12 protein-coding genes, 2 tRNA genes and 1 pseudogene are annotated in these 11,269 nt (G+C 67.3%); 1 reads left to right on the forward strand and 14 read right to left on the reverse strand.

The window, feature by feature from the left end:
* Positions 1-59: 59 nt before the first annotated feature.
* From RA210_RS20380 to RA210_RS20405, 6 genes are all read right to left on the reverse strand, one after another.
* Positions 60-551 (reverse strand): Lrp/AsnC family transcriptional regulator, encoded by a 492-nt coding sequence (locus tag RA210_RS20380; protein WP_136490207.1) that lies wholly within the window; start codon positions 549-551, stop codon positions 60-62.
* A gap of 4 nt (positions 552-555) precedes the next feature.
* The gene (locus tag RA210_RS20385; protein WP_201487903.1) at positions 556-1,317 is read right to left on the reverse strand and encodes an ABC transporter ATP-binding protein; all 762 of its coding nucleotides are present in this window, start codon (positions 1,315-1,317) and stop codon (positions 556-558) included.
* A gap of 99 nt (positions 1,318-1,416) precedes the next feature.
* Positions 1,417-2,130, reverse strand: a complete 714-nt coding sequence (locus RA210_RS20390; RefSeq protein ID WP_201487832.1) for an ABC transporter permease — start codon at positions 2,128-2,130, stop codon at positions 1,417-1,419.
* On the reverse strand, positions 2,127-2,855 hold the full coding sequence (locus RA210_RS20395) for an ABC transporter permease (protein ID WP_201487904.1): 729 nt from the start codon (positions 2,853-2,855) through the stop codon (positions 2,127-2,129). Before RA210_RS20395 ends, RA210_RS20390 begins: the two co-directional genes overlap by 4 nt.
* 69 nt (positions 2,856-2,924) lie before the next feature.
* Entirely contained in the window at positions 2,925-3,704 is a 780-nt protein-coding gene (locus tag RA210_RS20400; protein ID WP_201487833.1) for an ABC transporter substrate-binding protein, read from the reverse strand.
* Positions 3,705-3,951: 247 nt separating this feature from the next.
* Positions 3,952-4,383: an Lrp/AsnC family transcriptional regulator gene (locus RA210_RS20405; protein ID WP_136490203.1), complete on the reverse strand. Its 432-nt coding sequence runs from the start codon at positions 4,381-4,383 to the stop codon at positions 3,952-3,954.
* Positions 4,384-4,542: 159 nt separating this feature from the next.
* Here RA210_RS20405 and rocF point away from each other — a divergent pair, with 159 nt between their 5' ends.
* A complete protein-coding gene (gene rocF / locus RA210_RS20410; RefSeq protein WP_236574827.1) occupies positions 4,543-5,490 on the forward strand; it encodes an arginase in 948 nt (315 codons plus the stop codon).
* A 157-nt stretch (positions 5,491-5,647) separates the two neighbouring features.
* On the opposite strand, the gene RA210_RS20415 is transcribed toward rocF, so the two are convergent.
* The 8 genes and pseudogenes from RA210_RS20415 to ispE form a co-directional block, all read right to left on the reverse strand.
* Positions 5,648-6,694, reverse strand: a complete 1,047-nt coding sequence (locus RA210_RS20415) for an ornithine cyclodeaminase (protein ID WP_136490202.1) — start codon at positions 6,692-6,694, stop codon at positions 5,648-5,650.
* 271 nt (positions 6,695-6,965) lie between these two features.
* Positions 6,966-8,066, reverse strand: coding sequence for a redox-regulated ATPase YchF (gene ychF / locus RA210_RS20420; RefSeq protein ID WP_136490201.1), 1,101 nt, complete (start codon positions 8,064-8,066; stop codon positions 6,966-6,968).
* Positions 8,067-8,109: 43 nt separating this feature from the next.
* Positions 8,110-8,694 carry an aminoacyl-tRNA hydrolase gene (gene pth, locus RA210_RS20425; RefSeq protein ID WP_136490200.1) on the reverse strand — a complete coding sequence of 195 codons (585 nt, stop codon included), beginning with the start codon at positions 8,692-8,694 and terminating at the stop codon, positions 8,110-8,112.
* Between the two features lie 38 nt (positions 8,695-8,732).
* Positions 8,733-9,020: pseudogene (rplY, locus tag RA210_RS20430) on the reverse strand (50S ribosomal protein L25); the annotation flags it as partial.
* A gap of 105 nt (positions 9,021-9,125) precedes the next feature.
* Entirely contained in the window at positions 9,126-10,067 is a 942-nt protein-coding gene (locus RA210_RS20435; protein WP_136490198.1) for a ribose-phosphate pyrophosphokinase, read from the reverse strand.
* A 97-nt stretch (positions 10,068-10,164) separates the two neighbouring features.
* Positions 10,165-10,239, reverse strand: a tRNA-Gln gene (locus RA210_RS20440).
* A 49-nt stretch (positions 10,240-10,288) separates the two neighbouring features.
* A tRNA-Gln gene (locus tag RA210_RS20445) sits at positions 10,289-10,363 on the reverse strand.
* 26 nt (positions 10,364-10,389) lie between these two features.
* Positions 10,390-11,247 (reverse strand): 4-(cytidine 5'-diphospho)-2-C-methyl-D-erythritol kinase, encoded by an 858-nt coding sequence (gene ispE, locus RA210_RS20450; protein ID WP_201487906.1) that lies wholly within the window; start codon positions 11,245-11,247, stop codon positions 10,390-10,392.
* Positions 11,248-11,269 lie beyond the last annotated feature (22 nt).

Genomic DNA, 11,269 nt, shown 5'->3' on the forward strand with positions numbered 1-11,269 from the left:
CCGCCGTCCCATGGTTGCCGGTGAGCAGCCGTCCGGCATGACGGCCGCAGTGCCGCTCCTCAGCCCGGCATGGGCGCGGGGTTCTTCACCGTGGCCAGCTCGGGGTGGGCGACCAGCTTGTCGATGTGCAGCTCGGGATTGTCCAGCCAGGCCTCGGTCAGTACCCGGTAGTGCTCCATGTCGCGGCAGCGCATGCGCAGGCTGTAGTCGAAGGTGCCGCTGATCAGGCGGCACTCGAGCACCTGCGGGCAGGCGCGCATGCAGGCCTCGAAGGCCTTCTGCGCGGCACGCCCGCTCTGGTTGGACAGCGCCACCAGCACCAGCAGCGACAGGCCGGGGGAGACCTGCTGCAGGTCGACGATGGCGCCGTAGCCGAGGATCACGCCCATGCGCTCCAGCTTGCGCACCCGCTCGAGGCACGGCCGCGGGGTCAGGTGCACCAGCTCGGAGAGCTTCTGGTAGGTGATCCGCCCGTTGTGGCGCAGCACCTCGATGATCGCCTGGTCGATGCGGTCGAGGGGCAGGTTGTGGTCGGGGCTGGCGTCGGACATGGCATCACTTCAGGCGGTTGGAGAGAAACTGTTGCAGGCGTTCGCTGGACGGATGGTCGAGGATCTGCGCCGTGCCCTGCTCCTCGACGCGGCCCTGGTGGAGGAACAGCACCTGGCTGGAGACCTGGCGGGCGAAGCCCATCTCGTGGGTGACCATGATCATGGTGCGACCCTCCTCGGCGAGAGTCTGGATCACCTTGAGCACTTCGCCAACCAGTTCCGGGTCGAGGGCCGAGGTCGGCTCGTCGAACAGGATGATCTCCGGCTCCATGGCCAGGGCGCGGGCGATGGCCACGCGCTGCTGCTGGCCGCCGGAGAGGAACGCCGGGTACTGCCCGGCGACCCGCGCCGGCAGGCCGACCTTGTCCAGGTAGGCGCGGGCGCGCTCCTCGGCTTCGCGGGCCGGGACGCCGAGCACCTGGCGCGGCGCCATGGTGATGTTGTCCAGCACGCTCAGGTGGCTCCACAGGTTGAAGTGCTGGAACACCATGGCCAGGCGGGTGCGCAGGCTCTGCAGCTGGGCCTTGTCGGCGACGCTGTTGCCGTTGCGCCCCTGGCGCATGGCGATGGTCTGGCCGTCGAGGGTGATGCTGCCCGCATCGGGCTGCTCGAGGAAGTTGATGCAGCGCAGCATGGTGCTCTTGCCCGAGCCGCTGGTGCCGATCAGGCTGATCACGTCGCCGCTGCGGGCGTCGAGCGACACGCCCTTGAGCACCTCGTTGTCGCCGTAGCGCTTGTGCAGGTCGGCCACCTGCAGCTTGTGCAGGGTGGTGCCGGCGACGCTGTGGGGCTGGGTGGCGGGGCGGGCGGAGAGGAGGCCGGCCGGGCTGGCGGGCATGGCGTAGGCGGTCTGGTTCATCACGAGTTACCCCCGGGTTGGGCCGAGAAAGGTCATCCAGCGGCGTTCGGCGAGACGGAACAGGCCGACCAGCAGGAAGGACAGCAGCATGTAGAGCAGGGCGGCGATGCCGAAGGCCTGGAAGGTCATGAAGGTGGCGGCGTTGGCGTCGCGGGCGACCTTGAGGATGTCCGGCACGGTGGCGGTGAACGCCAGCGAGGTGGCGTGCAGCATGAGGATCACCTCGTTGCCGTAGTAGGGCAGGGCGCGGCGCAGCGCCGAGGGGATGATCAGGTGCAGGTACAGGCGCCAGCCGGTGAGGCCGTAGGCGCGCGCGGCTTCTATCTCGCCGTGGGGAATGTTGCGGATCGCCCCGGCGAAGATCTCCACCGTGTAGGCGCAGGTGTTCAGCGCGAAGGCGAGGATGGTGCAGTTGATCGCCTCGCGGAAGAAGGCGTCGAGCAGCGGCTGGGCGCGCACCGCCTCCAGGCTGTACAGGCCCGTGTAGCAGATCAGCAGCTGGATATACAGCGGCGTGCCGCGGAACAGCCAGGTGTAGAACTGCACCGGCCAGCGCAGCAGGCGGTTGCGCGACACGCGGGCGATGGCCAGCGGCAGGGCGAGGACGAAGCCCAGGCCGATGGAGGCGACCAGCAGCCAGAGGGTCATGGCCAGGCCGGAGCGGTTGTAGCCGTCGTTCCACAGGAAGGCCAGGCCGTACTGTTGCAGCAGCTCGATCATGGCGCCAGCTCCTTGATGCCGGTGTTGTAGTGGCGCTCCAGGCGGCGGAACACCAGGTTGGACAGGCTGGTGATCAGCAGGTAGACCAGGCCGGCGATGAGCAGGAACTGGAACGGCTCGCCGCTACTCTTGCCGGCGTTCTGCACCGCCTTGACCAGATCGGAGAGGCCGATGATCGACACCAGCGCGGTGGCCTTGAGCAGCACCAGCCAGTTGTTCCCGAGGCCCGGCAGGGCGAAGCGCATCATCTGCGGGAACAGCACCAGGCGGAAGCGCTTGAGCGCGCCGAGGCCGTAGGCGGTGGCCGCCTCCAGCTGGCCGCGCGGCACGCTGAGGATGGCGCCGCGGAAGGTCTCGGTGAAGTAGGCGCCGTAGATGAAGCCGAGGGTGGCCACGCCGGCGCTGAACGGGTCGATCTCGATGTAGTCCCAGCCCAGCGCGTCGGTCAGCTCGTTGAGCCAGGTCTGCAGGCTGTAGAAGATCAGCAGGATCAGCACCAGGTCGGGCACGCCGCGGATCAGCGTGGTGTAGCCGGTGGCCAGCAGGCGCAGCCAGCGCAGCGGGGCGAGCTTGGCGCTGGCGCCGAGCAGGCCGAGGGCCACGCTGAGCAGCAGCGACAGCGCGGCCAGTTTCAGCGTCATCCAGGTGCCCTGCAGCAGCAGGGGGCCGAAGCCGTGCAGGTCGAGGACCGGCAGGCCGAGGGAGAGCAGGAGGTCATTCACGATGGAATACCTGTTCGGAATGGCGAGGGCGGGGCCCGGCCGCCTGGGCAGGCGGGCCGGGCGGTGGCGCGCTTACTCGTGGTAGATGTCCTGCGGACCGAAGTACTTGCGCTCGATGGCCTTGTAGGTGCCGTCGGCGTGCAGGGCGGCGATGCCCTTGTTGAGCAGCGCCTTCAGCTCGGCGTCGTTCTTGCGCAGGCCGATGGCGATCACCGAGGGCAGGCCCGGATCGAGGATCGCCGGGCCGCTGTGGAAGGCCTGGCCCTTGGGCAGGGAGAGGAAGTTCAGCTCGGCTTCCAGCTTGTCGGTGACGATGGCGTCGAGGCGGCCGTTGGCCAGGTCGGCGTAGTTCTGGTCCATCGACTGGTAGGCCTTGATCTGCGCGCCGGCCGGGGCCAGCTTGGCGCGGGCGTAGACTTCCTGGATGGAACCCTGCAGCACGCCGACCTGCTTGCCCGCCAGCGATTCCGGGGTTTCGCCGAAGCCGGCGTCCTTGCGGGTGACCACCGAGGTGGGGCTGAGGAACAGCTTGTCGGAGAAGTCGATCTGCTTCTCGCGGGCCGGGGTGACGGCCATCGACGACATGATGCCGTCGAACTTGCGGGCGCGCAGGGCGGGGATCAGGCCGTCGAAGTCATTGGTCACCCAGGTGCACTTGACCTCCAGCTTGGCGCAGATGGCGTTGCCCAGCTCGATGTCGAAGCCCTTGAGGCTGCCGTCGGCGGCCACCGACTCGAAGGGCGGATAGTCGGGGAACACCCCGAAGCGGATTTCCTTCCACTCCTTGGCCTGGGCCAGTCCGGCGGACAGGGGGAGGACGACTGCGGCTACCAGCGTGCAGAATTTTTTCATGGAGGTGTTCCACTGTAGGTCTTGTTCTTGTTGTGCCACGGGCCTGGACCGGGCGGTGCGGACCGCCGGGCCGGCTTCGGCTGGGCACAGAGAATGACCTGTGGCGTGCCGCCATTGGTGTCGTAAGGGGCTGTCCGCCGGGCAAGAAATCGTTGTTAAACAACCGAAAACAGCAGAATCGGCTGTCGCCTGCTGCTTTTATGTTCCGGGGGCGCCGGCGGTGTCGCAAATCTGTACGAGCGCGCACTCACTTGTAGGCCGCCAGCAGCAGGTTGCTCTCCGAGTTGGCGACGCCCTTGATCGCGCGCAGCTCGCGCAGCACCCGGTCGAATTCGACCAGGGTGCCGGTATGGATCTCCGCCACCAGATCCCAGCGGCCATTGGTGGTATGCACCTGCACCACCTCGGGGATCTGCCGCAGGGCGGCGATCACCGCGTCGCTGGCGCCGCCGCGCAGCTCGATCAGGGTGATGGCGCGCACGCCGCTGCTTTCCAGCTCGTTGCGCAGCTTGATGGTGAAGCCGACCAGCAGGCCCGAGCGCTGCAGGCGGTCGATGCGGTTCTGCACCGTGCCGCGCGACACCTTGAGGCGTTCGGCCAGGGCGGCGGTGGAGGCGCGACCGTCCTCGCGCAGCAGGGCGAGCAGGCGGCGGTCGAGGTCGTCAGGTTGGTCATGCATGGGCGTCACCGGGCTGGGCGGGAAGGGTTTTGACAAAATGTCAGCGCATCCTGACTTTTTGCTTTGTCATTGTACGAAAAATGTAATTTATCTATCTATCTGCTAGGCGGCCACTTTCCTAGAATTTTCCCACCATTTCACTCAACCGGAGCCGCCATCGTGTCTGCCCTTCATGCCCCGTCCCCCCTGCCCAAGACCGTCAGCCTGGTCGGGGCGCCCACCGATGTCGGCGCCGGCGCCCGCGGTGCCTCCATGGGGCCGGAGGCCCTGCGCGTCGCCGGCCTGGAGGGCGCGCTGCGCGAGCGCGGCTTCCACGTGCTCGACCGCGGCAACCTGAGCGGCCCGGCCAATCCCTGGCTGCCGCCGCGGCAGGGCTACCGCCATCTGGCGGAAGTGATCGCCTGGAACCAGGCGGTGCACGACGCCATCTACGCCGAGCTGCGCGAGGAGCGCCTACCGATCCTGCTCGGCGGCGACCACTGCCTGGGCGTCGGCTCGATCAGCGCGGTGGCCCGCCACTGCCGCGATACCGGCAGGAAGCTGAGGATCATCTGGCTGGACGCCCACGCCGACTTCAACACCTCGCAGCTCACCCCCTCGGGCAACCTCCACGGCATGCCGGTGGCCTGCCTGTGCGGCGACGGCCCGCGCGAGCTGGTCGAGATGGCCGGCGCGGTGCCGGCGATCCAGCCGCAGTGGATCCGCCAGATCGGCATCCGCAGCGTCGACGAGGGCGAGCGCGTGCGCGTCCACGAGGCCGGCCTCGAGGTGATGGACATGCGCTACCTCGACGAGGTGGGCATGCGCACCGCCATGCAGCAGGCGCTGGCCGACCTCGACGACGACACCCACCTGCACGTCAGCTTCGACGTCGACTTCCTCGACCCGGAGATCGCCCCCGGCGTCGGCACCACGGTGCCGGGCGGGCCGAGCTACCGCGAGGCGCAGCTGTGCATGGAGATGATCGCCGACACCGGCCTGTTGCGCTCGCTGGACATCGTCGAGCTGAATCCGGCGCTGGACCAGTGCAACCGCACCGCCCGGGTGGCGGTGGAGCTGACCGAGAGCCTGTTCGGCAAGTCGACGCTGATGCGCGCCGCGCGCTGACGCGATCCTTCCCCACGGCATGACGAGCGGGGCCGCCGCAGGGCGGCCCCGCTCGTTTGCTTTGCAGTCTCGGTCTGCGGCCAGCGCCCTGACCACGGAGACGGCAAAACGCCCCGGGCCTGGCGGCGCGGGGCGTCCGGTGTTGCGCGTTGGCCGATCAGGCGCGCTTGAGCAGCGGCTGCTCGACGCCCTCGCCGAGCAGGGCGAACAGGTTCTTCGGGTCGCGCGGGCTGGGCACCAGCTCGATCAGGCTGCCGATGTCCAGGCGCTCGGCGACGTCGCGCACGTAGCGCAGGGCCGAGTAGTCCTCGAGGGCGAAGCCCACCGAGTCGAACAGGGTGACTTCTGCTTCGCTGCGCCGGCCGGCGGCGGCGCCGCTCAGCACCTGCCACAGCTCGGTGGTCGGCGAGCCGGCCGGCAGCTGCTGGATCTCGCCCTCGATGCGGCTCTGCGGTTCGTACTCGACGAACACGCTGGCCGCCTCGACGATGCTGCGGTGCAGCTCGGTCTTGCCCGGGCAGTCGCCGCCCACGCCGTTGAGGTGCATGCCCGGCTCGATCATCTCCGGGGTGAGGATGGTGGCGTTGGTCTTGTCGGCGGTCACCGTGGTGACGATGTCGGCGCCGCGTACCGCCGCAGCGGTGGACTCGGCGATGATCACCTTGATGCCCGGGAAGCCGGCCAGGTTGCGTGCCAGCTTGCGGGTGGCCTGCGGATCGACGTCGTACAGGCGGATCTCGTCGATGCCAAGGATGTGGTGGAAGGCGATGGCCTGGAACTCGCTCTGCGAGCCGTTGCCGATCAGCGCCATGCTGCGCGCGTTCTTGCGTGCCAGCACGCTGGCGGCCAGCACCGAGGTGGCGGCGGTGCGCAGAGCGGTGGTCAGGGTCAGCTCGCTGAGCAGCACCGGCTTGCCGGTGGCGACGTCGCCGAGGGCGCCGAAGGCCATCACGGTGAGCATGCCGTCGCGGGTGTTCTTCGGATGGCCGTTGACGTACTTGAACGCGTACAGCGCGGCGTCGGACACCGGCATCAGCTCGATCACGCCGTCGGCCGAGTGGTTGGCCACCCGGGCGCACTTCTCGAACTCCGGCCAGCGCAGGTAGTCCTGGCGCAGGTACTCGGTCATCTCGGCCAGGCAGGTGGTCAGGCCCTGGCGGGCCACCAGACGGCTCAGGTCGTTGACGTCGATATAGCGGGTCATCTTGTTGTTCCTCTTGGCTATCGGCTCGGGCGGCCAGCGGCGCGGGGCCGCTCCTGGCTGCGGCCAGTCCGCGGTACGCGTCTGGCGATGCAGCTATTGTCGGCCGGCAGAGCCGACAATCCCGGCTGATCTGCTGTCGCCGCCCAGCCTGGAAAGCTGAAAGGCAAGGCGAGGCAGCCGATTCGGCTGCGCTGGCGAGCGCCTGAAGGAAGAGGAAGGGCAGAAAGCACAAGCCCCGCACGGGGCGGGGCTTGTCGGCAGGCGGGGAGGCTCAGACGTTGAAGCGGAAGTGCATCACGTCGCCGTCCTTGACGATGTAGTCCTTGCCTTCCAGGCGCCACTTGCCGGCTTCCTTGGCGCCGGCTTCGCCGCGGTACTGGATGAAGTCGTCGTAGGCGATGACCTCGGCGCGGATGAAGCCCTTCTCGAAGTCGGTGTGGATCACCGCGGCGGCCTGCGGCGCGGTGGCGCCGATCTTCACGGTCCAGGCGCGCACTTCCTTCACCCCGGCGGTGAAGTAGGTCTGCAGGCCGAGCAGCTGGTAGCCGGCGCGGATCACCCGGTTGAGGCCCGGCTCTTCCATGCCCATCGACTCGAGGAACATCTGCTTTTCCTCGTCGTCGTCGAGCTCGGCGATCTCCGCCTCGATCTTGTTGCACACCGGCACCACGATGGCGCCTTCTTCCTCGGCGATGGCGCGCACCACGTCGAGGTGGGGGTTGGCGTCGAAGCCGTCCTCGGCGACGTTGGCGATGTACATCACCGGCTTGCTGGTCAGCAGGTGGAAGCCGCGGATGACGCGCTTCTGTTCCTCGTCCATGTGCTTCATCAGCGAGCGCGCCGGCTTGCCTTCGGTGAAGTGCGGGATCAGCTGCTCGAGGATGGCCTTCTGCGCCAGGGCTTCCTTGTCGCCGCCCTTGGCGTTGCGCTGCACCTTCTGCAGCTGTTTCTCGCAGCTGTCGAGGTCGGCGAAGATCAGCTCGAGGTCGATGATCTCGATGTCGCGCCGGGGATCGACCGAGTTGGACACGTGGATCACGTTGTCGTCCTCGAAGCAGCGCACCACGTGGGCGATGGCGTCGGTCTCGCGGATGTTGGCGAGGAACTTGTTGCCCAGGCCCTCACCCTTGGAGGCGCCGGCGACCAGGCCGGCGATGTCGACGAATTCCATGGTGGTCGGCAGCACGCGCTCGGGCTTGACGATCTCGGCCAGGGCGTCGAGGCGCGGGTCGGGCATCGGCACGATGCCGCTGTTCGGCTCGATGGTGCAGAACGGGAAGTTCTCCGCGGCGATGCCGGACTTGGTCAGGGCGTTGAACAGGGTGGACTTGCCGACGTTGGGCAGGCCGACGATGCCGCAGTTGAATCCCATGGTGTATCCCTCGCGGAGATGAATTCGGTCGAAAAGGGGGGCGTCAGGCTTTCTGGCTGTGCAGCTGCTGCATGGCCTTGGTCCAGTCGCCGGCGAGCATGTCCGGCAGCACGCCGAGGGCGAAGTCGATGCTCGCCTCGAGCTTTTCCTGTTCGCTGCGCGGGGCCCGGCCGAGGACGAAGCCGGAGACGAGATTCTTGTCGCCGGGATGGCCAATGCCGAGCCGCAGGCGATAGAAGGAATTCTGGTTGCCGAGCTGGGCGATGATGTCCCTGAGCCCGTTGTGCCCGCCGTGGCCGCCGCCCTGCTTGAGCTTGGCGGTGCCGGGGGGCATGTCGAGTTCGTCGTGGGCCACCAGGATGGCCGCCGGCGGAATGCGGAAGAAGTTCGCCAGCGCCGCCACGGACTGGCCGCTGCGGTTCATGTAGGTGGTGGGAATGAGCAGACGAACGTCGCGGCCCTGATGGCTGAACTTGCCGATCAGGCCGAAGTACTTCTTGTCCACGCCGAGGTTGACGCCCAGCTTGCGGGCCAGTTCCTCGACGAAAAGAGCCCCTGCGTTGTGCCGGGTCTGTTCGTATTCCGGACCGGGGTTACCGAGGCCGACGATCAGTTGGATGGCAGTCACGACAGGGGCTCTCTCAGACGTGCAGGCGATTATCAGGCGCGCACGAAGTCCATGTGCAGGGCGAAGCCCTTGGACGGATGACGCTGGATGGCCTTGATCACCACGTTCTGCACGACGCCGTCGATGTTCAGGGCGACGGTGTTGGCGAACACGGCCTGGTCTTCCAGCAGCTTGACGACTTCGCGGGCTTCCATGCAGATGGACTGCGGAGCCTGCTCGCCGCCGTAGACGACGGCCGGAACCAGGTTGGCGTTACGACGCAGGCGGCGGCTCGCACCTTTCCCCAGGTCGGAACGCGCTTGGGCATTCAGGGTGAAGTTGGTCATTGCAGTTCTCCAGAATGACAACAACGCCCGACACGCTTGCGACCAGCGTTCGGGCGGTTGCTTGTAGGCCCCGCAAGGCGGGGCGGTTATATCGGCGCCCGTTCCTCAGCGGAACATGGCGCTGATGGATTCCTCGTTGCTGATGCGGCGCACGGCCTCGGCGACCACCGGACCGATGTCCAGCTGGCGGATGCGCTCGCAGGCCTGGGCAGCGGCGGACAGCGGGATGGTGTTGGTCACCACCAGCTCGTCCAGCGTCGAATTCTCGATGTTCTCGATGGCGCGGCCGGACAGCACCGGGTGGGTGCAGTAGGCGTAGACCTTGGCGGCACCGTGCTTCTTCAGCGCGGTGGCGGCATGGCACAGGGTGCCGGCGGTGTCGACCATGTCGTCGACCAGCACGCAGGTGCGGCCCTCGACGTCGCCGATGATGTGCATCACCTCGGAGACGTTGGCCTTCGGACGGCGCTTGTCGATGATCGCCAGGTCGACGCCCAGGCTCTTGGCCACGGCGCGGGCACGCACCACGCCGCCGATGTCCGGGGAGACGATCATCAGGTTCTCGAAGCGCTGGGCCTGGATGTCGTCGACCAGGGTCGGCGAGCCGTAGATGTTGTCCACCGGCACGTCGAAGAAGCCCTGGATCTGGTCGGCGTGCAGGTCGACGGTGAGCACGCGGTCGATGCCGACCACGGTCAGCATGTCGGCCACCACCTTGGCGCTGATCGCCACGCGGGCGGAGCGCGGGCGGCGGTCCTGGCGGGCATAGCCGAAGTAGGGGATGACCGCGGTGATGCGGCTGGCCGAGGAACGACGGAAGGCGTCGGCCATCACGATCAGTTCCATCAGGTTGTCGTTGGTCGGCGCGCAGGTCGGCTGGATCAGGAACACATCCTTGCCGCGCACGTTCTCGTTGATTTCGACACTGCTTTCGCCGTCGGAGAACTTGCCTACGGAAACGTCACCGAGGGGGATGTGCAGCTGACGCACGACACGGCGGGCGAGATCGGGGTTGGCGTTCCCCGTGAAGACCATCATCTTGGACACGCGCAGTACCTGCCGGCTGAGGGTGGGCCTGGATGAACAAAAAACCTTTGTGACCTCGCGGTCATGACCGCAAAACCACAAAGGTTTTTCAGGAATATGGCAGGGGCGGCTGGATTCGAACCAACGCATGGCAGGATCAAAACCTGCTGCCTTACCGCTTGGCGACGCCCCTGTGGCGTAAATCGAATGTGGAACCGGAAACACGACCCTCGGAGAGGTTATGGCAGGGGCGGCTGGATTCGAACCAACGCATGGCAGGATCAAAACCTGCTGCCTTACCGCTTGGCGACGCCCCTGTATCGTATAACCGAATGCCTTGCATTCACTTCCCGCGCACTGCCTCGAGACTGCGGTGCAACATCGAGATGTTGCTACCCCGTGCCACGAAGCTTGGCAGAGTGCCCGGAAGCTGGCGCGAGACTTTATCAGCATCGTCGCGGTTTGGGAAGCTCCCAAACACACAAGCTCCGGTGCCGGTCATTCTTGCGGGAACAAAATTGTTCAGCAAGTTCAAGGCGTTACGTACTTCTGGGTAACGCTGCTCGACCACCGGCTGGCAGTCGTTACGACCGCCCCCTGCGGGAAGGCCGCAAACTCTAATGGCCGGGGTGTCGCGTGTCAACTCCGGCGCGGAGAAAATTTCTGCTGTACTGACAGACACTTGCGGCACCGCAACGAGAAACCAGGGCTCTTCCAGCTCGACCGGCACCAGCTGCTCGCCGACGCCGCCGGCGAAGGCGGCGCGGCCGCGGACGAACACCGGGACGTCGGCGCCCAGCGACAGGCCGAGCTCGGCCAGGCGGTCGAGGCCGAGGCCGGTCCGCCACAGGTGGTCGAGGCCGAGCAGGGTGGTGGCGGCATCCGAGCTGCCGCCGCCGATGCCGCCGCCCATCGGCAGGCGCTTGTCCAGCCAGATGTCGGCGCCCAGCGGCGTGCCGGATGCCTGCTGGAGCAGGCGCGCGGCGCGCACGATCAGGTTGCTGTCGTGGGGCACCCCGGCGATCTCGCTGTGCAGGCGGATCTCGCCGTCCTCGCGCAGGCGGAAGCCCAGTTCGTCGCCGTGGTCGAGGAACTGGAACACCGTCTGCAGCTCGTGATAGCCGTCGGCGCGGCGGCCGAGGATGTGCAGGAACAGGTTGAGCTTGGCCGGGGCCGGCAGGATCAGGGTGGCGTCGTGCATGTCGGTCATGGGCGGTGGGCGG

The organism is Pseudomonas sp. OF001, assembly GCF_904426495.1.
In the GTDB taxonomy this organism is placed as follows: domain Bacteria; phylum Pseudomonadota; class Gammaproteobacteria; order Pseudomonadales; family Pseudomonadaceae; genus Geopseudomonas.